The sequence below is a fragment of the Microbispora hainanensis genome, assembly GCF_036186745.1.
Classification (GTDB): Bacteria; Actinomycetota; Actinomycetes; order Streptosporangiales; family Streptosporangiaceae; genus Microbispora.
Window position 1 is genome coordinate 78,159 of sequence record NZ_CP108086.1, and the last position, 20,828, is coordinate 98,986.

At 72.3% G+C, this 20,828-nt stretch carries 17 protein-coding genes; 7 read left to right on the plus strand and 10 right to left on the minus strand.

Annotated features, from left to right (window positions below):
* Positions 1-34 precede the first annotated feature (34 nt).
* Entirely contained in the window at positions 35-1,180 is a 1,146-nt protein-coding gene (locus OHB01_RS00345; RefSeq protein WP_205830735.1) for a sirohydrochlorin chelatase, read from the minus strand.
* Positions 1,181-1,397: 217 nt separating this feature from the next.
* Positions 1,398-2,486, minus strand: a complete 1,089-nt coding sequence (locus OHB01_RS00350) for a GNAT family N-acetyltransferase (protein ID WP_240971840.1) — start codon at positions 2,484-2,486, stop codon at positions 1,398-1,400.
* Between the two features lie 134 nt (positions 2,487-2,620).
* On the opposite strand from OHB01_RS00350, the gene OHB01_RS00355 reads away from it, so the two are divergent.
* Positions 2,621-3,040, plus strand: coding sequence for a DUF2795 domain-containing protein (locus OHB01_RS00355; RefSeq protein WP_142650119.1), 420 nt, complete (start codon positions 2,621-2,623; stop codon positions 3,038-3,040).
* 9 nt (positions 3,041-3,049) lie between these two features.
* Positions 3,050-4,123 carry a Vms1/Ankzf1 family peptidyl-tRNA hydrolase gene (locus OHB01_RS00360; protein WP_142650118.1) on the plus strand — a complete coding sequence of 358 codons (1,074 nt, stop codon included), beginning with the start codon at positions 3,050-3,052 and terminating at the stop codon, positions 4,121-4,123.
* Positions 4,124-4,275: 152 nt separating this feature from the next.
* On the opposite strand, the gene OHB01_RS00365 is transcribed toward OHB01_RS00360, so the two are convergent.
* Genes OHB01_RS00365 through OHB01_RS00375 form a run of 3 tightly spaced genes read right to left on the minus strand, consistent with a single transcriptional unit; the run spans position 4,276 to position 7,033 of the window.
* Positions 4,276-4,887, minus strand: coding sequence for a LutC/YkgG family protein (locus OHB01_RS00365; protein ID WP_328854768.1), 612 nt, complete (start codon positions 4,885-4,887; stop codon positions 4,276-4,278).
* Positions 4,884-6,299 carry a lactate utilization protein B gene (locus OHB01_RS00370; protein ID WP_328854769.1) on the minus strand — a complete coding sequence of 472 codons (1,416 nt, stop codon included), beginning with the start codon at positions 6,297-6,299 and terminating at the stop codon, positions 4,884-4,886. Before OHB01_RS00370 ends, OHB01_RS00365 begins: the two co-directional genes overlap by 4 nt.
* Positions 6,296-7,033, minus strand: a complete 738-nt coding sequence (locus OHB01_RS00375; protein ID WP_328854770.1) for a (Fe-S)-binding protein — start codon at positions 7,031-7,033, stop codon at positions 6,296-6,298. Before OHB01_RS00375 ends, OHB01_RS00370 begins: the two co-directional genes overlap by 4 nt.
* Positions 7,034-7,124: 91 nt before the next feature.
* Here OHB01_RS00375 and OHB01_RS00380 point away from each other — a divergent pair, with 91 nt between their 5' ends.
* Together OHB01_RS00380 and OHB01_RS00385 are read left to right on the plus strand one after the other, a co-directional pair.
* Positions 7,125-7,907, plus strand: a complete 783-nt coding sequence (locus OHB01_RS00380) for a FadR/GntR family transcriptional regulator (protein WP_147943670.1) — start codon at positions 7,125-7,127, stop codon at positions 7,905-7,907.
* A gap of 20 nt (positions 7,908-7,927) precedes the next feature.
* Positions 7,928-8,941 (plus strand): LLM class F420-dependent oxidoreductase, encoded by a 1,014-nt coding sequence (locus tag OHB01_RS00385; RefSeq protein WP_142650113.1) that lies wholly within the window; start codon positions 7,928-7,930, stop codon positions 8,939-8,941.
* Here the strand turns inward: OHB01_RS00385 and OHB01_RS00390 are convergent.
* Positions 8,910-9,620, minus strand: a complete 711-nt coding sequence (locus tag OHB01_RS00390) for a glutamine amidotransferase-related protein (RefSeq protein ID WP_328854771.1) — start codon at positions 9,618-9,620, stop codon at positions 8,910-8,912. The two genes, OHB01_RS00385 and OHB01_RS00390, sit on opposite strands and share 32 nt — an antisense overlap.
* Positions 9,621-9,695: 75 nt before the next feature.
* Between OHB01_RS00390 and OHB01_RS00395 the strand changes: the two genes are divergently transcribed.
* Positions 9,696-10,538 carry a LysR family transcriptional regulator gene (locus OHB01_RS00395; RefSeq protein ID WP_147943672.1) on the plus strand — a complete coding sequence of 281 codons (843 nt, stop codon included), beginning with the start codon at positions 9,696-9,698 and terminating at the stop codon, positions 10,536-10,538.
* Here OHB01_RS00395 and OHB01_RS00400 read toward each other — a convergent pair.
* Positions 10,528-10,845 (minus strand): hypothetical protein, encoded by a 318-nt coding sequence (locus OHB01_RS00400; protein WP_205830733.1) that lies wholly within the window; start codon positions 10,843-10,845, stop codon positions 10,528-10,530. The two genes, OHB01_RS00395 and OHB01_RS00400, sit on opposite strands and share 11 nt — an antisense overlap.
* Before the next feature lie 13 nt (positions 10,846-10,858).
* Positions 10,859-11,005: a hypothetical protein gene (locus OHB01_RS00405; RefSeq protein ID WP_205830732.1), complete on the minus strand. Its 147-nt coding sequence runs from the start codon at positions 11,003-11,005 to the stop codon at positions 10,859-10,861.
* A gap of 307 nt (positions 11,006-11,312) precedes the next feature.
* Between OHB01_RS00405 and OHB01_RS00410 the strand changes: the two genes are divergently transcribed.
* Positions 11,313-14,162, plus strand: a complete 2,850-nt coding sequence (locus OHB01_RS00410; RefSeq protein ID WP_328854772.1) for a helix-turn-helix transcriptional regulator — start codon at positions 11,313-11,315, stop codon at positions 14,160-14,162.
* A gap of 926 nt (positions 14,163-15,088) precedes the next feature.
* Here the strand turns inward: OHB01_RS00410 and OHB01_RS00415 are convergent.
* Both OHB01_RS00415 and OHB01_RS00420 read right to left on the minus strand, forming a co-directional pair.
* The gene (locus OHB01_RS00415) at positions 15,089-18,697 is read right to left on the minus strand and encodes a DNA polymerase III subunit alpha (RefSeq protein ID WP_328854773.1); all 3,609 of its coding nucleotides are present in this window, start codon (positions 18,695-18,697) and stop codon (positions 15,089-15,091) included.
* Between the two features lie 73 nt (positions 18,698-18,770).
* Positions 18,771-19,037, minus strand: coding sequence for a DUF6504 family protein (locus OHB01_RS00420; RefSeq protein WP_142650107.1), 267 nt, complete (start codon positions 19,035-19,037; stop codon positions 18,771-18,773).
* Positions 19,038-19,583: 546 nt separating this feature from the next.
* Between OHB01_RS00420 and OHB01_RS00425 the strand changes: the two genes are divergently transcribed.
* A complete protein-coding gene (locus OHB01_RS00425; protein ID WP_328854139.1) occupies positions 19,584-20,828 on the plus strand; it encodes an IS110 family transposase in 1,245 nt (414 codons plus the stop codon).

Below are 20,828 nucleotides of genomic sequence, written 5' to 3' on the forward strand. Positions count from 1 at the left end.
CGCCTGACGTAGCGCGTCGGCTACGGCAGGCCGGTTACACCACGCTGGCGATTCCGGGCTGGGGGAGCGGCCCGTCCGGGGCGTCTCCGCGGGGCTCCTCCCCCGCGTCGCCGCGGCCGGCCACGCCGATCATGCTATCGGCCCCGTCAGCGCCTGCCGTTTCCGGTTCCGGCCTCTCGCCGTCGACTCCCTGGAAGGCGTCCGCGTCGAGCGGCTCGCCGCCGGTCTCCCCGGCCGTGGTCAGCCGCGGGGCGATGGCGGTCACGAGGCCAGCGTCCTTCGCGGCGCCCGGGCCCGCCTCCGGCGTACGCCGCGGGGGGAACGGCGGCCGGGTCACCGGCAGCCCGGGGGACGGGCGGCGGGCGGCGGGCGCCGAGGACTGACCGCCTCCGGCGAGCGCCTCCTCATACCTGTCGATCACCACGTCGGCGAGGCCCTCGCAGTCGCCGATCACCTCGGCGCAGCGGATGTCGAGGCCCTCGTGGTTGGCGCCGTACGCCAGGGCCTGGGCCCAGATGCGTTCGAGGACTCCGCCGGCGAACAGGACGTACGGCAGGACGATCACGCGCTTGGCGCCGAGCCTGCGGCAGCGCTCCAGGCCGCCCGGCACGCCGGGGCGGGTGTGCGACACGTACGCCGTCTCCACGGTCAGCAGGTCGGCGGCGTGGGTCTCCCAGAACAGCCGCGAGACCCGGTGGACCTCGGCGTTGACGGCGGGGTCGGTGGAGCCGTGCCCGACCAGGACGACCGCGGTCTCGCTGGGGGCGATCTCGGCGGGCGGCTCGTCGGTCACGAACCGCGGCATCTCCGCGCGGGCGTCCGCGAGCCGCTCCGCGAGGAGCCTGAGCACGCGCGGGTCGGGCCCGAGGGGGCGGCCGAGGTCGTATTCGAGCGTGGGATGCCGCTCCTGCTCCAGTGCCATGGTGCCCGGGATGTCCCCGAGCGCGCGCCGGTCGCCGGTGAGGCTGAGCGGCACCGCGATCAGGTGGTGGTGTCCGCGGGCCACGAGAGAGGCGATGGAGTCGCCGAGCGGGGGGCGGGCGTTCGTGATGAAGCCGCCGCTCACCTCGGCGGGAAGCCCGTCAAGGCGGCAGCGGAGGCGGTGAACGAACCTGCCGAACTCGGCGACGCCGGTCTCATCATGGGTGCCGTGGCCGATGAGCAGCAGCGGCGGTTTCATCTAGCTGATCTCCCCTGCAGTTGACCTGCGTGTCGTTCACAATCCCCCGCCCCGCCCGGGCCGGCGCCACCCCGTTCGCGTGCCGGGACGGATCTCCCGCATCTGGATGCGCGCTCACCGGCCGGCGGGAGGCTCACGGCTGGCGAGGATAGCCTTCCGGCCCCCAATCATGGTGGCCACTTGACCGATGGGCACAGGGGCTAGGGGGATTCTTTACCTATTGCCATGAAATTTCCCCGTTGAGCATGCCGAACAGGACGGCGTCGGCCCAGCCCCCGGGGACCGGCAGCGCCCGGCGCATGATGCCCTCCTCGATGAACCCGGCCTTCCTCGCGACCCCCTGGCTCGCGCGGTTGCCCGTCGCGACCAGCAGGTGGACCCGATGGAAGCCGAGATCGAACAGGTAGGCCGTCGCCAGTCGCGTGGCCTCCACCGCGTACCCCCTGCGGCGGGCCCACGGCGCGATCCAGTAGCCGAGCTCGGCGTCCCCGCGTTCATGGTCCTCACGTTGCACGCCGATGGCTCCGGCGAGCCGTTCCCCGTCCTTCGGCTGGATCGCGAAGTTGCCACCATAGCCGGGGCCGTTCGCGTGCGCGAGCCGGGTGCACCACTCCAGCGCCCGCTCCAGCGTGTAACCCTCGGCCCACGGCATCCATCGGGCGATCTCGGGGTCGCCCTTGACCGCGTCGACCACGTCGAAGGCGTCCTGCCGGGCGAACGGCCGCAGGACCAGCCGCTCGCTCTCGATCCTGCGGCGCGGGACCGACCGCTCGTCGCCGCGCAGCCTGCCGAAGACCACCAGGTCGTGCGGGCCGTCGTCCTCGAATCCCGCGCCGCGGAGCAGTCCCTCACGGATGAAGCCGGCCTTCTCCGCGACCCTGATCGACGCGAGGTTGTCGGCGTTGGCCCGCAGTTCGATCCGCCGCAGCGGACCCTCCCCGAGCAGGCGGCCGACGAGACCGCGGAGCGCCTCGGTCGCGTATCCCCGGCGGCGGTAGCCGGGATGCACGCCGTATCCCACCTCGGCGGTGCCCATGCCCCACTGGGCCTTGAAGACCGTGATCGACCCGACCACGCCGTGCCGCGCGTGCATCGCGAGGTGGATGCCCTGGCCCGAGCGCCACAGCTCGTGCACGCCGTACGACAGCCACTGCGCGATGCCGGACGCGTGCCCGGGTGCGCCCGGGGGCAGCGCGGTGGTGTGCGCGCCGTCCTCGATGATGGCCCGCACCTGGCCCGCGTCCCCGGGACCGAACGGCCGCAGGATCAGCCGTTCCGTGTTGATCGTCAGCCGCTCGTCGAACAATACGTCGCTCCATCCCAGAAGAGGATTTTTCACCCGTCGGGGGTTATGTGGGACACGGCCGCACCGCTCCCGATGTTTGGGGCAGGCGGTCCGGGTACGAGGCACGTCAGTGACCCTAATCGGGAGGTGAGGTCATGAGTATCCAGCGCGGCAGCGACAAACACGGCCGCCGGCTCGACGAGGAGCAGAAGCACGAGACGCAAGGCCTCGTGCAGGGCGCCGGACCCACCCGCGTCGAGGAGTGGCGCGAGCCCGAGCCGACGCAGCAGCCCGAGGACGACATGTCGCCGCCCCGCCGGCACCCGCCCGGGCACGAGCCCGGGACGCCGCTCGGCATCACCCCAGCCGACGTGGAACGCCGCAGTCACCTCGCCACCTGGCTCAGCGACGCCGGGTTCCCCGCCGACCCGGCCAGGCTGATCGCCCACGCCCGGCGCAAGAACGCTCCCGACGCCGTGATCGAGGCCGTACGGCGGCTGCCCGAAATGACGTTCCACAACATCGCGGAGGTCGCGAAGGCCCTTGGACTCGGAGTCGAACGCCAGCGCTGGTAGGGAGGGCCCGTGAGACTGGACTTCATCCGCGGGCTGTACGAGCGCAGTGGCCCGTACGCCTCGGTATACGTCGACACCGACCGGTCCTCCGAGGGCACGGCCAACGTCGTCCAGCGCCGGTGGGCGCAGCTCAGGGAACGGCTCGCCGAGGAGGGAGCGCCCGCCTCCGCGCTCGACCCCATCGGCGAGCTGATGTCCGATCCGGCGTGGGCCGCGCCCGGGCGCGCGGTCTTCGCCGTGGAGGGCGAGGTCGTGTTCACCGAGGCGCTCCGGCACCGTCCGCGCCGGCAGACCGCACGCTGGTCGCCGCTGCCTCACGTGGTGCCGCTGCTCGCGCAGCGCGGCGAGCACGTGCCGCACATCGAGGTGCTGGCCGACCGGGCCGGAGGCGACGTCGCGGTGGTGGCCGACGGGCGGCGGCGCGAGCTGACGGTGGAGGTGGCCGACCCGACCCGGCCGCTCCAGAAGACCGGCCAGGGCGGCTGGTCGCAGGCCAACTTCGACCGGGAGGTCGAGGAGGGCTGGCGCCGCAACGCCGTGGCCCTCGCCGAGGTGGTGGAGAAGGAGGCGCACCGCATCGGCGCGGAGGTCGTGGTGCTCGCCGGCGATCCCAAGGCCCGCGGGCTCGTGACCGACCACCTCGGCAAGGACGTCGTACGGCGGCTGACGGTGGCCGAGCACGGCAGCCGGGCCCCGGGCGCCGACCTGGACCACTTCCGGCGGGAGGTCGAAGAGGCCTGCCGGGCCTGGATCGAGCGGCGCTGCGAGGAGCTGCTGAACACGTACGCGTCGGGCAACGCCGTGGCGGGCCTGGCGGAGACGGCACGCGCGCTGCGCGACCGGCGGGTGGCCGTGCTGCTGATGCACGACGACCCGTCCTCCACGGCCATGATGTGGATCGGCCCAGAGCCCACGCATCTGTCGACCGACCCTGCGGAGCTGGCCGCCTGGGGGGTCGAGGAGCCCATGCGGGAACGCGCGGACGCCGCCCTCGCACGGGCGGTGGCCGCGACCGACGCCGAGCTCTGGTTCGTCCCGAGGCTGGAGTCTCCCGACGGGATCGGCGCGCTGCTGCGCTTCTGACCCCCGGGTTCATGACCCGGAACGGCTAGTGACGTGTAGGCGTGCGACCCAGGGCGTGCGACCGCCGGCTTGCGATCCGGGGCTTTCGCGCCCGGGTCAGCACGCCCGGGCTGTCGCGCCCAGGTCTTCGCGCCCGGGTGCTCGCGCCGGGGTCAGGTCACGATCAGCACTTCGAGCGTGCGGGGGCCGTGCACGCCCTCGACCCGGTTCAGCTCGATGTCGCTGGTCGCCGAGGGGCCGCTGATCCAGGTCAGGGGCCGAGTGGGGGTGAGCCGGGCGACGGCGTCCGGCACGTTGGCGACGATCTCTGCGGCCCGCACCACGCACAGGTGATAGTCGGGCACCAGCGTGAGCGCCCGCCGGCCCTGGCCCGGCCCGGCGTCGAGGACGATCGTGCCGGTCTCCGCGATCGCGACCGCGCAGGTGGTGAGCACGCCGTCCACGGCGTCGAGCTCGGCGGCGCTCAGCGGCGGGTCGTCGGCGACCGCCTCCGCGTCCGCGGCGGCGAGCCACGGCGCGGGGAACCCGGCGGGCACGACCACCCGCCGCGCCCCGCGATCGGCGAGAGACCGCGCGACGCGTTCCGCCACGCCCGGCTCGTCCACGAGGTGGACCACGGCGCGGTAGTCGCGGACGCGCTCCTCGAACAGGCGGATGTCACCCGGCTCGTCCGACGGCCCGCGGTAGGCGCGGGTGATCTCGACGTCGGGCACGCCCGCCAGGGCGCGGCGGACCCGGCCGAGGATCAGGTCGCGGGAGCTCATCGGCGTCCTCCGTCCGTGCGGTCCCACCAGTCGCGGAACGACTCCTTCGGCACCTCGGGGAGGTCTCTGGTGTCGGTCCAGCCGCCGAGCGGCCCGGGGAGCCTGCGGGGCACGAGCCGACGCAGCCGTGCCCCGGCCCGCTGCAGGCGCGCGAGCCGTCCCGACCGCTCCAACACCCATCCGGCCGCCGCCATCCCGGCGCGCTCCGGCCAGGGGTGGCGGGCCCGGGAACGCAGGTCCACGAGTACGGACGGGATGTCGATGGCCACCGGGCAGACCTCGTAGCACGCGCCGCACAGCGAGGAGGCGTACGGCAGCGAGCGGTCCAGCTCGGAGCCCATGCCGCGAAGCTGCGGCGTCAGGATCGCCCCGATCGGCCCGGGATAGACCGACCCGTACGAGTGGCCGCCCACCCGCTCGTACACCGGGCAGACGTTGAGGCAGGCCGAGCAGCGGATGCAGCGCAGCGCCTGCCGCCCCACCTCGTCGGCGAGCACGCCGGTGCGGCCGTTGTCGAGCAGCACGAGGTGGAACTCCTGGCCCTCGGCCGCGCCGGTCCACATGGAGGTATAGGGGTTCATCCGCTCCCCGGTCGAGCTGCGGGGCAGCAGTTGCAGGAAGACCTCCAGGTCGCGCCAGGTCGGCAGCACCTTCTCTATGCCGACCACGCTGATCAGGGTGCGCGGCAGCGTGAGGCACATGCGGCCGTTGCCCTCGGACTCCAGCACGACCAGCGTGCCGGTCTCGGCGATCGCGAAGTTGGCCCCGGAGATCGCGACCTTGGTCTTGAGGAAGCGCTCGCGCAGGTGGAGCCGGGCCGCCTCGGCCAGCGCGGCGGGCTCGTCGGTCAGGTCCTCGGGGGCGGGCCGCCCCCAGCCGGACATGTGCTCGGCGAAGATCTCGCGGATCTCCGCGCGGTTGCGGTGGATCGCCGGGACGAGGATGTGCGAGGGCCGGTCGTCGCCCAGTTGCACGATGAGCTCGGCCAGGTCGGTCTCGTACGCCGTGATGCCCTGCTCGAGCAGCGCCTCGTTGAGGCCGATCTCCTGGGTGACCATCGACTTGACCTTGACGACCTCGGTCTCGCCCGTGGCCTTCACCAGGCCGGCGACGATCCGGTTGGCCTCGGTGGCGTCGGCGGCCCAGTGCACGTGGCCCCCGGCCGCCGTGACGGACTCCTCCAGCCGCACCAGGTATTCGTCCAGGTTGCGGAGCGTGTGCTCCTTGATCGCACGGCCGGCCTCGCGCAGCTCGGCCCAGTCGGGCGCCTCCGCGACGACGCTCGCCCGCCGTGCCCTGATCGTCCGGGTCGCCTTGCGCAGGTTGAACCGCAGCTGCGAGTCCCGTACGGCTCTCGCGGCGTTGCGGGGGAAGGGACGGTCCGCCGGCATGCCGAGGAAGGTGACGCTCATCGCACCCCCGCCGTCTCGGTCGAGCAGAGGATCTCGGCCAGGTGCGTCACCCGCACGCCGGACTTCTGGCGGCCGAGCATGCCGCCGATGTGCATGAGGCAGGAGTTGTCGGCCGCGCACAGCACCTCGGCGCCGGTGTCGAGGACGGCGCGCACCTTGTCGGCGCACATCGCCGCCGACGCGTCGGCGTTCTTCAGCGCGAAGGTGCCGCCGAAGCCGCAGCACTCCTCCGCGCCCGGCAGCGGCACCAGTTCGAGCCCCTTGACCTGGCGCAACAGCGTCAGCGGGCGGTCGCCCAGGTGGATGCCGCGCAGGGAGTGGCACGTCGGGTGGTAGGTGACCCGGTGGGGGAAGTAGGCCCCCACGTCGGTCGTCCCCAGCACGTCGATCAGGAACTCGGTCAGCTCGTAGGTCTTCGGCACGACCTGCGCCACCGCGTCGGCGAAGGGCCCGGACGACCCGGCCAGTTTGGGGTACTGCTCGCGGATCATGGCCGCGCACGAACCCGAGGGGACGACGACCGCGTCGTAGCCGCGCAGCGCCGCCACGCTGCGCCGGGCCAGCCGTACGGCCTCGTCCCGATAGCCGGTGTTGGCGTGCATCTGGCCGCAGCAGGTCTGGGCGCGGGGGAAGTCCACCTCGACGCCGAGGCGGCGCAGCAGGCGCACGACCGCACGCCCGGTGTCCGGGAAGAGCGTGTCGTTGACGCAGGTGACGAACAGGGCTACCCGCACATGCCCTCCTGACGTGTATGGTCAGACCAAATATGGTCAGACCATACATCCTGGTGCGCATGCGGCGACACCAGGCATCGGAGGAGCAGTGGTGACCCCCGGAGATCGCCGGCGTACGGACGCCCGCCCGCGCGCCTTCGAGGAGGTGCTCGCGCGCATCGAGGAGCGGATCGCGGCCGACGGCCTGACCGTGGGCGACCGGCTGCCGGGCGAACGGCAGCTCGCCGAGCAGCTCGGCGTGGGCCGGTCGTCGGTCAGGGAGGCGCTGCGCGTGCTGGAGACCCTCGGGGTGGTCGCGTCGCAGGCCGGCCGGGGCCCGGACGCCGGGGCGGTGCTCACCTCCCGCCCGGGAGAGGCGCTCACCGACCTGCTCCGGCTGCATCTCGGCCTCGCCACGCTCTCGATGCGCGAGGTGATCGACACCCGGCTGATGATCGAGCAGTGGGCCGCGGCCCGCGCGGCTTCGGCCCGCGCGGCTTCGGCACAGACGGCTCCCGCACAGACGGCTTCCGTGCAGACGGCTTCCGCGCAGGCGGCTTCTGCTCAGGCGGCGACCGGACGGATGGCGGAGGCGATCGCGGCCATGGACGCCGCCCGCGACCCCGCCGAGTTCGTGGAGCACGACATCGCGTTCCACCTCGCCCTCGCGGAGGCGGCGGGCAACCGGCTGATCATGGCGGTCATGCGCGCGCTGCGCGACGCCCTGCGCCGCTACGCCGTGGACGCGGTCGTACGGCTCGGCGACACCGGCGGCCTGCAGGACGACCACCGGCGCATCCATCGGGCGATCGAGGACGGCGACGCCGGGGCCGCCGCGGCCGCCGTCGCCGAGCACCTCGCCCGCGCCTATCCGGAGTCTGGCCGGGATTCATAGAACGTGTTCTAATCACGCGTGTGGCCGATGATCTGAGACTCGGGCTGAACCTCGGGTATTGGCAGCGGAACGCCGACGACGCGACCGAGGTGGTGCTGACCGCCGAACGGCTGGGCTACGAGTCGGTGTGGACCGCCGAGGCGTACGGCAGCGACGCGTTCACCCCGCTGGCCTGGTATGGCGCGCGGACCAGCCGCATCAAGCTCGGCACGAGCGTCGCCCAGTTGTCCGCCCGGCCCCCGGTGACGACCGCGATGACCGCGATGACGCTCGACCACCTCACCGGCGGCCGGCTGGTGCTCGGCGTCGGCGCCTCGGGCCCGCAGGTCGTGGAGGGCTGGTATGGGCAGCCGTTCGCCGCGCCGCTCGCCCGCACCCGCGAGTACGTCGAGATCATGCGGAAGGTCTGGCGGCGGGAGGAGCCGGTGACCAGCCCGGGCCCGCACTATCCGCTGCCGCTGCCCGGCGGCCTCGGCAAGCCGCTCAAGCTGATCACCCACCCGCTGCGGCCCGAGATCCCCGTCTACCTGGGCGCGGAGGGCCCGAAGAACGTCGCGCTCGCCGCCGAGATCGGGCAGGGCTGGCTGCCGCTGTTCGCCTTCCCCGAGAAGATCGAGGCGATGTACGGCGACGCCCTGTCCGGCGCGAAACCGGGGTTCGACATCGCCGCCATGGTCATGGTGGTCGTCACCGGCGACCTGAGGGCCGCGCTCGACGGCGTGAAGATGATGCTGACGCTCTACATCGGCGGCATGGGGGCCAAGACCCGCAACTTCCACGCCGACATCATCGGCCGCATGGGCTACGCGGAGCAGGCCCGCCGCATCCAGGAGCTGTACCTGGCCGGCCGCCGTGACGAGGCGTTCGCGGCCATCCCCGACGAACTGGCCGACGGCATCGCGCTCCTCGGGCCGCTCGGCCGCATCCGGGAGCGGCTGGAACTGTGGCGTCGCAGCCCGGTCACCACGCTGCTCGTCATGGGCCCCCGTGACGAGCCCACGCTCAGAGCCGTACGGGATCTGGTGTTCGGGTGAGCGCGGCCCGGGCGGCGGCAGCGGCGGCGAAGGCCCGCACCAGCGGGTGCGGCTGCCGTTCGGCCAGCTCGGGCTGGAACAGCGTGACGAGATAGAAAGGGTGGCCGGGCAGCTCCGCGACCCGCACCTCGCCCTCGTCGTCGTGCCCGGTGAAGCGCAGGCCGTGCGCCTCCAGCGTCGCCAGATGGGCGGGATCGGGCCCGTAGGAGCAGAAGTAGCGCTCCACGGTCCGGTCGGCGCCGACGATCCGCTCGGCGAGCGAGCCGGGGACGAGCCGGACCGCCGCCTCGTGACCGGCGAGGGAGCAGGCGAGCTGCCTGATCAGCGGGTCGGGGGCGGCCGGGTCGTTCTCCGCGTGGCTCACGCTCAGCCCGCACACGTGGCGGGCATACTCCAGCAGCGCGTGCTGGAAACCGGCGCAGGTGCCGAGCAGCGGGATCGCGTTCTCCCTGGCGGTCCGCGCGGCCGTGATCGCGCCCTGCTCGCTGCGGTAGGGGCTGCCGGGCAGGATCCAGACGCCGTCGAACCCGCCGAGATCCGCGACCTCGTCGGTCCTGATCCAGTAGGCGTCGAGGTCCAGCCCTTCACGCTCGCGTAGCGCGTCGAGGATGAGCGGGATGCGGGTGTGGGAACGGACGGTGGGTGACCGGTCGCCCACCAGCGCGATGCGGGGTCTCATGACCTCCATGCTGGCGACGTGCGAACTTAATGACAAATGATGATTTCCGGTGTTCGTATAAGGGATGCTGATGTCGTGGACCCTCATCTGCTGAGCACCTTCGTGACCGTGGTCGCCGAGGGGTCGTTCTCGGCCGCGGCCGACCGGCTCGGCTACACCCAGCCCGCGGTGTCCCAGCAGATCGCCGCGCTGGAGGCCGACCTCGGGGTGCCGCTGCTGACCCGCCGCCCCGTACGGCCGACCCGGGCGGGCGAGCGCCTGCTGGAGCACGCGGGTCCGCTGCTGCTGCGGCTGCGGGCCGCGCGGGCGGACGTGGCGCGGCTGTCCGCCCAGCCGCGGACCCTCACCGTCGCCGCCGGGCCCCTCGCCCTTACGGCGGACACGGCGGCGGCGCTGGCCGGGGTGACGACGCTGCGCATCGCGGGCGCGGCGGCGGCCGTGGCGCTGGTGGCCTCGGGCGAGGCCGACCTCGCGCTGGCCGACGGCCCGGCCGCGCCCTCCGACCCGCTGAACCTCCCCGACGCGGGGCCGCTCACCACCGTCGGCGTACGGGAGGAGGAGCTGGTGGTCGTGCTGCCGGAAGGACATCCGCTGGCGGGCCGGTCCGGCCTGCGGCTGGACGACCTGGCCGATGCCCTGTGGGTGGACGCCCCCGAGGTGATGCCGCTCGACCGCCTGCGCGCGGTGGCACGGCTGGACGGGCTGCGGCCCGGCATCCGTTATGAGGGTCACGACCCGGCCGTCGCAGCGCGCCTGGCCGCGGCCGGGCACGGACTGACCCTGCTGCCCGCGTCCGCCGCGCCGTGCGGGGTCCGGGTGCCGCTGGCCGCGCCGAGGATCGTCCACCGGGTCGAGCTGGTGCACGCGACCCTTCCGCCAGGCCCCGCCGCCGAGGTCGTCCGCGCGCTCACCTCCTGAGCGACAGGTCACCCACCGCGTCGGCGTAGTAGACCGACCCGCCGAGGTGGAAGGCGACCTGGCGGAGTGTCCAGCCCGCCCCGGGCGAGTGGTCGAGCTGCTCCGGGCTCAGCACCTCCAGACGGGCCGTCCAGATCCGGGCGAGCCGGGTGAGCCTGCTGCGGGCCTCGTCGAGATCCTGCTCGGTGAACGGAGCGAGGTCGGCCGCAGTGGTGATCATCGACGCATGCCAGTGGTCGGGCAGGGGCACGCGGCCGGCCAGCCGGTCCTCGATCTCCGCCAGATGGTCCACGAGATGGTCGGCCACCCGGCGGATCGCCTTATGCGGGGTGTAGATCCGATCTTCCGAGGGCACCGGCAGGCCGTCCCAGGCGGTCCAGGTCGCCGCCAGGCGGGAGCACGTGGTCGATCATCTCGGCCACGACCCGCGCGGGCTCGCGGTCGTCGGTCGGCGGGGCGTCGGTCATGAACGGCCTCCAAGGTGCGAGGGCATGTGCCCGTGCAGGCTAGGGCCGCGTCGTTTCGACGCCCGCCGAAAGGTCCTGCCGACCGTTTTCCGGAAATAGACGACCGAGCCATCCGAGGCGATCGCCCAGCTTCCGGCCCAGCTGGTCCGGAACCAAAGAGGATAAATCCAGGTAGAGGCATTACATTCGCGAGTGGGTGACGGCGTGCCGGCAAAGGGGATATCACGAAGACGGAGGCGTCGCAGGCCCCTCCGGCCTCGCGCTTGACACGACCGACATATGGGTGATTTATGGATTTATGGGGCATTTGACCGATGCCGATCGCGGAACTGATGATTGGTCCGATTTCTGCCGATCATCGTGGCCCGGTTGGCGCGGTCGCGCCCGCGAGTGGACCATTGTCGCCGGATTGCTGCAGGAGGCCAGGGTAGGCCGGGGTGCGGTCCTACTGGTCGAGGGCCGGTCAGGTGTCGGGAAGAGTCGCCTGCTCGGCATCACGACCGCCGCGGCGCCGGAGGCGGGGCTGGGAGTCGCTCAGGGCGCGGCGGACGAACTGACCCAGCTGATTCCCCTCGCCCCGCTCACCTCGGCGCTCGGGGAATCGAGCTATGCGCTTCCCGTGGCCGCTCAGATGAGCGTCTACAGTCACGCCGATCAGCGGCTGCTGCTGGTGGAACACCTGCAGGGACAGCTGGAGCAGCGGGTGGCCCGGGAACCGACGCTCCTGGCGTTGGACGACCTGCACTGGGCTGATCCGATAACTCTGCTGGCGCTGCGGTCGATGACCAGGGATCTCGCCTCCTATCCGCTCGTCTGGGTGCTGAGCCGTACGACCGGCGGCGGCGACTGTCCCCGCCTCAACTGCCTGTTCGACCTGCTGGAACGTGACGGCGCGACCCGGATCACCCTGAAGGCGCTGGACCAGGAAGCGGTGGCGGACGTCGTCGCCGACGTCCTCGGGGCGAAGCCCGACCCGGACGTGCTGGCCCTGGCCGGCATCGTGGACGGCAACCCCTTCCTGCTCGTCGATCTGCTGGAGAAGTCCAAAAGGGAGGGCGTCTTCCAGATCGCCGACGGTCGCGCGCGGATGGCGGCGTCCCCGCCGCGCACTCAGGCGATCATGCAGGAACGCCTGGAAGGGCTGTCCGCGCCGACCAGATATCTGCTTCAGTGCGCCGGAATCCTCGGCCGGTCGTTCTCGGTGAAGGATCTGGCCGAGATGCTCGGCGAATCGACCAATGGTCTGTTGCCGATGCTGGAAGAGGCGATGTCGGCGGGCATCATCGAACCCGCCGGAGATGAACTGTCCTTCCGGCACGACCTGCTGTGGCAGGCGGTGATCGGGACCATCCCCGACTCCGTACGCCGGGCCATGCACCACGATGCGGGAAAGATGCTGCTCAAGCGAAGCGGATCGGCGGTTCCCGCCGCCGCGCACCTTATCCACAGTGCCGGTCGCGGTGATACCTCCGCGCTGCTCGCGCTGGACCGAGCGGCGCAGGAGGTGCTGCGGTCCTCACCGCAGACCGCCGTGGACCTCGCCATGCGGGCGCTGGAACTCAGCGACGCCGCCGACCCTGCCTGGTTCGGCCGCGCCGCCACAGCCGTCGACGCGCTGACGGTCATCGGACGGCTGTCCGAGGCCGCGGATCTCGCCCGTTCCGCGCTTGGCAGGGCCCCGCCTCTTCATGCGCCTCGCCTGCGCTGCGCGCTGGCGCACATCCTGCTGCTGAGCGGCCGGCCGGCGGATGCGGTGTCCGAGACCGAAAACCTGCTCGCCCGCAAAGACCTGCCCGATGACCTTCGCGGCATCGCCGAATGGACGATGTTCTGGGGGCTTACCTGTCTGAACGACTTCCGCAAAGGACGGCACCGGGCGGAAACCGTTCTCGCCGGCCGCGAGCGGCACACCGATGCCGCCGTCGTCGGGGCACTTCTGCTGCTCGCTCGGTTCGCCATGGTGGACGGGCGGATCGCCGACTCGTACGCGCACCTTTGCGAAGCCTTGCGCATCACCGAACGCGGCGCCGCCGAAGCCATTCAGCGCCCGTATACGCGCCTGATACTGAGCCTCTACTACAGGGCCATGCGCGAGTTCGACGCGGCCGAGATCGCCATCCGGGCCGCCGAGGAGGAGATCAACGACCTCGGGCTGACCGTGCTCGCCGCAGAACCCGCGCTGTTCCGCTCCGTTCTGCATCTGGGCGCCGGCCGACTCGACGACGCCGCCGCCGAGGCCCAGGCCGGGAGCATGACCGCCGAAGAACTCGGCACCCACGGGTTCATCCGCGTCGGGCTGTCCATACTCGCTGTCATCGCCCTGCGGCAGGGCGACATCGACGCCGCGGTCCGGCACATCGAACGCTTCCAGTCCATCCCCGCCGCGCCCGAGATGTTGTTCGGATCGGTGTGGGAGAAGTGGGTGATGGCGGCGGTGGCCGAAGCCCAAGGTGATCCCGGGCGCGCGGTCGACATTCTCGACGCCATCTACACCGACGAGGAGAAACGGCGCTGGGCACTCCTCACGACGCCTCTCATGGCCGCCTGGATGACCCGGGCGGCGCTGGCGGCGGGGAACCGCCCGTACGCGCGGGCCGTCCTTGACACGGCCGAGTATCTGGCCCGGAACAACCCGGATTTCCCGATCTTCACCACCACGTTCGTTCACTCCTGGGGACTTTTCCACCAGGACCCCGACGCGCTGGCGGCCGCCGTCGACCAGCCCGAACCGTGGGCACGCGCCTTGGTCACCGAAGACCTCGGCGTCCTGCTGGCCACCGCGTCCGGCCCCGGCACCACCGCGAAGGCCGTCGACGCCTTGGACAAGGCGCTCGACGGCTACGAGCGCATCGGTGCGCTCTGGGACGTGGCCCGCCTGCGAGCGCGGCTGCGGGCGCTCGGAGTGCGGCGCCGCCACTGGGGCCGATCACAGCGGCCGACCGTTGGCTGGGACAGCCTCACCGACACTGAACGGGCGGTCGCCGGCCTGATCGCCAAGGGGATGACCAATCGCCAGATCGCCCAGCGGATGTTCCTCTCCCCGCACACGGTGTCCACCCACCTCCGCCGGATGTTCGGCAAGCTCGACATCGCATCTCGCACCGAGCTGGCCCGCATCGTCGCAGAAAAGTGCCCTGAGCTCATCGAGAGTGATTAGGCGGCGAGGTGGTCCCCGACCGGATTAACGCCATCGCGGACGGGATAAGAGTGAGGCAGGTCACACACCCGGCGCGGGGGAGAACAGATGCGGTCCAGATCGTCAGCGCTGAACCGGGCGGCCGCTGGCGTGTACGCGGCCCTCGCCGCCCAGGTCGTGTCTGTGACCGCGCTCGCCGTGTTCGAGGAGACCAGAGGCAGGCGTCTGGCCGCGCAGATCGCGGCCTTCGGCGGCGATCCCGCCTCTCCCGCCGCCCGGACCGTCAGCGGCGCGGCCACGGCGTTCGCCGTGCTGGTCCTGCTGGCGATCGGCGCCACCGTGGCGTGCGCCGCCGCCTATCTGGGCTGGCTGCGGCTGGTGCGCCCGGGCACTCCGCCCGTCGCGCTCGCGGCGGCGTGCCTCGTGCCCGGCGTCAACCTCGTGGTCCCGCCGTTCCTCGCCGACCTGGCCTGGCGCGAGGGCCCGGCGGGGCGACCCCGGCGAAACGGCGGCATCATGCGAAGCGGCGATCCCGCGCGGGGCGAGCCGTACGGCGCCGGAGACCGGACGCGGTGGCTGGTCGTCCTCGCCTGCTGGTGGATGAGCTGGCTGGCCGCGCTCGGCCTGGTGTTCGCCGGCCCGGCCCGGGACGGTCTGACCGGCCTCGGCACGGCCCAGGCCGCCGCGATCGCCGTAGCGGCGCTCCTGTGCGCCTCGGCCGTCCGCGAGGTCACCCTCCGGCACGCGGGCGCCGGCCGGAAGCGGACGGCACGGCCCGCCGTCCGGCCGCAGGTCCGCCTCGGCAGCACGCTCGACCAGGCCGAACGGCCGTCCGGCAGGCCGGCGGCACCCGCGGGAGGCCGCCCGGAAGGGAGCGGATCGGATGTCCCGCGCTCCGAGCCCGGCCCCACGGCCTCCGGCCGCGCGGGAAACGGCGGCGAGGAGGATCACCGGCCGGGCGGCGGTCCCGAGCTGCCGGAGCTGGCGTGCCAGAGCCGCCGCTGGGGCGCGGACGGATGGCCGAGGAACCGCCCCTCGCGTGCGGAGGGCGGGGCGCCGTTGTCGGAGTAGGGCGACACCCGGAAGCCGTTGCCATACTCGATGGGCCGTCCGCCCACCCCCGCGCCGGGCACGGGCACCTCGCTGATCAGGGCGCGTACGGCGTCGAGCCCCTCGGTGCGCCACACGCGGTCGAGGTCGGCGAGGTTCCAGCAGTGGACGGCGCGAAGCGAGACCGCCCGGCCCCCGGTGCGCCGCACCACTCCCCTGGCGGCCAGCAGCCACGACCCGAACACGGTCGCGGCCGTGTGCGCCTGCACCGACTCGAAGAACGTCAGGTCGATCGGTCCTGTGGAGTCGTCCAGGGTGGTGAAGATGACCCGCTGCCCCGACCGCACGGCGGGCGTCTGGGTGGCGACCTTCACCCCCGCGACCAGGATCTCCGCGCCGTTGCGCTGCCGGAGCAGATCCCTGGCCCGCGTCACGCCGATCGCGTCGAGCAGGTCGCGGTAGAAGTCCATGACGTGGTGGCTCACGTCCATGCCGAGGATCTCCAGCTCGGCCTCGACGGCCTCGGCCTCGGTCATCTCCGGCAGTTCTCCGGGCATGACGTGTTCGGTGAATCCCATCGGGAGCTGCCCCTCCGCGCCCGCGGGAGAGCCGCGGTCGAGCGCGCCGACCTGGGCGATCAGGTCGCGCCTGGTCAGCCGGCCCGGCCGCCAGCGCGGCTCCCCCGGCCGCAGGCCGTGCAGGGCGTCGAACCCGCCGACCTCCACGATCCGCTCGGCCACCGGCCGTGAGGGCCGGGCCCGCTCCCAGAAGTCGGCCAGCGAGGTGTAGGGCCGGCCCGCGACCATGCGCTCCACCTCGGCCTCGCTCACCCCCCGTACGGCCGAGAACGGCACCCGCAGGCCGTATCCACGGCCGAACTCCACCGGCCCGCCCTCCACCGGCCCGCCCTCGGCCGGGCTCGTACGCTCGACCAGCCAGGTCTTCCCCGACCGGTTGACGTCGAGGGGCAGGACGTCCACGCCGCACTGGCGGGCCTCGTCGAGGATGACCCGGCTCGGATACATGCCGGGGTCGTGGGTGAGCACGCCCGCGAGGAACGCCGCCGTGTGGTGCCGTTTCAGCCAGGCCGACTGATAGGTGGGCAGCGCGAACGCCGCCGCGTGCGCCTTGCAGAACCCGAACCCGCCGAACGCGTCGAGCACCTTCCACGCCTGCTCGACGACGTCGTCGGCGTAGCCGTTCTCCTTGGCGAGCGGCACGAACCAGGCGCGTACGGCCTCGCGGCCCTCCGGCGTGCCGAGCGCGCGGCGGGCCCGGTCGGCCTCCGACAGCCCCGCCCCGGTCATGACGTCGATGACCTTCATGACCTGCTCGTGGAAGACGACCACCCCGTTGGTCTCCCTGAGCGCATCGCGCAGCGACTCGTGCGGGTAGCGCGCCTCGCGGAAGCCGTGCCGGGTCTCCAGGTAGGGGGTGACCATGTCGGAGTTGACCGGTCCCGGGCGGAACAGCGAGATGTCCACGATCAGGTCGTGCATCGTGCGCGGCTCCAGCTTGGCGACGAGTTCGCGCTGCCCCGGAGACTCGATCTGGAAGCAGCCGATCGTGCGGCTGAGGCGGATCATGTCGTAGGTCTCCCGGTCGTCGCGCGGGACGGCGTCGAGGTCGATCTTCCGGTTCTCGACCCGTTCGACCTCCTGGAGGGCGTAGGCGAGCGCCGACTGCATGCGTACGCCGAGCACGTCGAGCTTGAGCAGGCCCGCCTCCTCGACGTCGTCCTTGTCGAACTGCGACATCGGGAAGTCCAGCATGCTGCGCTCGACCGGGGTGCGGTCGCGCAACGTGGAGTTGCCGATCAAAACGCCGCAGGGGTGCAGCGCGATGTGCCGGGGCAGCCCGTCGAGCCGCTCCGCCAGGCGGAACACCGTCTCCAGCGACCGGTCGTTCAGCCCGCTGTCGCGCAGCTCCGGCAGGTCGGACAGCGCGGCCCTGATCTGCCTGGCCCGCACCTGCGGGAACGCCTTGGCGATGACGTCGATCTCGTGCGGCGGCAGGCCCATGGCGGCGCCGACGTCCCTGATCGCGCTGCGGGCGCGGTAGGTCTCCATCATCGACACGCAGGCCACCCGATCCTCGCCGTACCGGTCGAGGATCGCGCGGTAGCAGTCGAGGCGGCGGGCCGACTCCACGTCGATGTCGATGTCGGGCAGGCCCTTGCGGCCCTCCGACAGGAAGCGCTCCATCAACAGGCCGTGTTCGAGCGGGTTCACCTCGCCGATGCCGATCAGGTAGTTGACCAGGCTGCTCGCCCCCGAGCCGCGGATCGCGCAGCGCACGCCCATCGCCCGGATCATGTCCGTGATGCCGGCGACGGACGTGAAGTAGCCCGACAGCCGCTTCTTCTCGATCACGTGGAGCTCGGCGGCGAGCCGGTCGCGCGCCTCGGCCGAGCGCTCCAGGCCCCGCCGGGCCAGCCCTTCCTCGCAGCGCCGCCGCAGCAGGGGCACCGGGTCCTCGCCGACCTCAGGCAGGTGGAGCCGGGGCCGCTCGGGGTCGAGCAGGGGCACGATCTCGACAGGGTCGAGCACGCACAGGTCGGCCACGCGGCGCGTCTCGGCCAGCAGCCGCGCGGCCCGGCCGGTGTCGCCGCCGCAGATCCGCGCGGCCACCCGAGCCATCTCGGCGCCGTCCTTCAGGGACGCGTGGGCCGTGGGGTCGTCGAGGTGCCGCCCGTCGAGGGGCACCAGCTTGCGCGCCGCGTCGAGCACGTTGCCGACCTGGTGATCGGCGGCGTCCAGATAGCGGACCGCGTTCGTCAGCACGACCGGCACGCCCATCGAGTCGGCCAGCCCGATCATGCGGGCGGCGGTGCTCGCGTCGCGATAGCCGTACAGATCGGACACCTCGACGACCAGGTCGGGGACCACCGCGCGCCAGGCGGCCAGCAGGGTCCTGGCCTGGTCGTCGCGCCGCTCGGTCACCGCGCGGCCGACGCCGGAGCGGGGCCCGAGCAGCACGGTCAGCCGGGGCTCCCCGTCCGGGCCGGTCGCGTGCTCGGCCACCATCCCCGGCGTGACGTACGGCGCGCCGCGCTCCCCCGCGTGGTGGGCGGCCGTGACCAGGCGGCATAGCGCGGCCCAGCCGTCGGTGCGCGCGAGCACGACGACCCGCGCCGGCTCGGCCGCCGCCCCCCGGCCATGCCCGTGCCCATGCCCGTGCCCATGCCCGCGGCTGTGACCGGTGCGGCGGCCGGACGGCAGGCCGCCCTCGAACAGGTCGTCCGGCACGGAAGAACCGGGCACCGAAGAGCCGGGCAGGGAAGAGACGCCGTCGAGGGCGAGATCGACCCCGACGACCGGGCGGACGCCCTGCTCGTGGCACGCGATGACGTGCTTGATCGCGCCATAGAGGCCGTCGCGGTCGGTCAGCGCGAGCGTGTCCATGCCGTGCTCGGCGGCCCGCCGGACGAGGGCGGCCGGGAACGCGGTGCCGTACCGCAGCGAGAAGGCGGACGCCACGTGCAGGTGGGCGAAGGCGCGCGTCACGGGCACACCCCCGTCCGTCCCCGGTCCGTCCTCCAGCGGCCCGTCCCCCGGTTGGGTGGCTGGAGCGTTCCCATCAGTCCCAGGCCCTCAGCAGGAGCCAGCCGCCGCTGGCGGTGTCGAAGCGCAGTTCATAGGTCCCGACCTCCTTGCCGGCCGCGGCACCCACTCGCCAGAAGCGCCGCTCGCCGGGATCGGCGTCCGAGGTCTTCCACCACTCTCTGGCGACCACCCAGTGGTCCTGGACCTCGCGGACGGTGTAGAGCCGGTCACGCCAGACGAACTGAGCAGGGCGCCCGTCCCGGACCCACACCTCGATCGGATCGCCGTAAAGTCTGCTCAAGACTCCTTCTCCCTGTGGCTTCGTGGCCACCCGGGGGAAGACGGGCGGATGATTCGGGCAGAATCGCCGCTACTTCGAACATACGTTCCCAGGGCGGTGAACGCAAGTCGGCACGGCCCGTTCCCGGGTGCGAAATCCCAGGAAGCACGCCCGCGGGCGGAGCCGTCAGGCACCGGCGACCGCATAAGGTCGCCGGGCGGACGCTTCGCCGCTGCGAGGTGAGTCGTGACCACGATGTCGCTCCTACGACGTTGAGCCTCGCCCCGCACCCGAGACGCGATCTTCAGAGGAGACCGTCTCCATCTGTGATCACTAGGGCACCCTCTTTCTTGCGGGCAGTGGCAAGCTGCTCGTGAAGGGGACTCGGCGGGAGCCGGGGTGACGGCCTGTGTTGATCGCCCGTGAAGGGCCACTGTGATGCCGCCGCCCCCGGCTTCCCCGAGGCTGTAGACCGGCAACAGGGAGTAGCGCCGCAGAGCGCCGGTTAGTGATCGCCCGGTAGCCAGCCTCCTCGCCGGGTCGTCGCTGCCAGGCAAAGGAGTTCAGGTGTCGCTTGCGCTGCCCCCGGCGCGGTGGTTCGTCGGGATCGACTGGGCCATGGAAAGTCACGCGGTGTGCGTGATGGACGACAGCGGGAAGATCACCGCTGAATTCGTCATCGCGCACAGCACCAATGGCATCGCCTCGCTGATCGGCCGGCTGGCCAAGCTCGGTGATCCGGCCGCTGTCCCGATCGCGATCGAACGTCCCAACGGCAGGCTGGTCGACCTGCTGCTGGAGGCCGGATACCCCGTCGTCCCGGTCAAACCGAACGCGATCAAGACCTGGCGCGACGGTGAGGTGCTGTCGGGCGCCAAGTCCGATGCCGGCGACGCCGCGGTGATCGCCGAATACCTGCGCCTGCGCCTTCACAAGCTCCAGGTCGCCGCCCCCTTCAGCGACCAGACAAAGGCGGTACGCACCCTGGTGCGCACGCGCGATGACCTGGTTGAGGCCCGGGTGGCGGCCACTAACCAGCTCGCCGCGCTGCTGGATGCCTCCTGGCCGGGCGCCAAGGCCGTCTTCGCCGACCTGGCCTCGCCGATCGCGCTGGACTTCCTCACCCGTTACCCGACCCCCGCCTCGGCCGCGCACCTGGGCGAAAAGCGCATGGCCGCGTTCTTGGTCAAGCACGGCTACAGCGGCCGCCGCTCTCCCGCCGAGCTGCTGGCCCGGCTGCGTCACGCCCCGGCCGGGATCGCGGCCGAGGCGCTCACCGAAGCGTTGCGGGACGCGGTCATCGCCCTGGTCGGCGTGCTCAAAGCCCTGATTGGGGCGATCAAGGATCTGGATCGCTCGATCGCCGCCCACCTCGGGGAGCATCCGGACGGAGCGATCTTCACGTCGCTGCCAAGGTCGGGTCAGATCAACGCCGCCCAGATGCTCGCCGAGTGGGGCGACTGCCGAGCAGCCTACGCCGGACCCGACTCCGTCGCGGCCCTGGCCGGCTGCACACCGGTCACCAAACAGTCCGGCAAGCACCGCGCCGTGCACTTCCGATGGGCCTGCAACAAGCGCTTGCGCCGCGCCATCACGACCTTCGCCGACAACAGCCGCCGCGCCAGCCCCTGGGCCGCCTCCATCTACGAACGCGCCCGCGCCGAAGGCAAAGACCACCCGCACGCCGTCCGCATCCTGGCCCGCGCCTGGATCCGGGTGATCTGGCGATGCTGGAACGACGGCATCGCCTACGACCCCGCCAAACACGGCGCTGCAGCAGCCCTCCTCACCCCGAACACGGCGGGAGGTTGA

Bases quoted from the DNA above. Each gene is read 5' to 3' on its own strand.
- OHB01_RS00345 (WP_205830735.1), bottom strand. From the start codon at position 1,180: ATGAAACCGCCGCTGCTGCTCATCGGCCACGGCACCCATGATGAGACC.
- OHB01_RS00355 (WP_142650119.1), top strand. From the start codon at position 2,621: ATGAGTATCCAGCGCGGCAGCGACAAACACGGCCGCCGGCTCGACGAG.
- OHB01_RS00365 (WP_328854768.1), bottom strand. From the start codon at position 4,887: ATGAGCTCCCGCGACCTGATCCTCGGCCGGGTCCGCCGCGCCCTGGCG.
- OHB01_RS00370 (WP_328854769.1), bottom strand. From the start codon at position 6,299: ATGAGCGTCACCTTCCTCGGCATGCCGGCGGACCGTCCCTTCCCCCGC.
- OHB01_RS00390 (WP_328854771.1), bottom strand. From the start codon at position 9,620: ATGAGACCCCGCATCGCGCTGGTGGGCGACCGGTCACCCACCGTCCGT.
- OHB01_RS00405 (WP_205830732.1), bottom strand. From the start codon at position 11,005: ATGACCGACGCCCCGCCGACCGACGACCGCGAGCCCGCGCGGGTCGTG.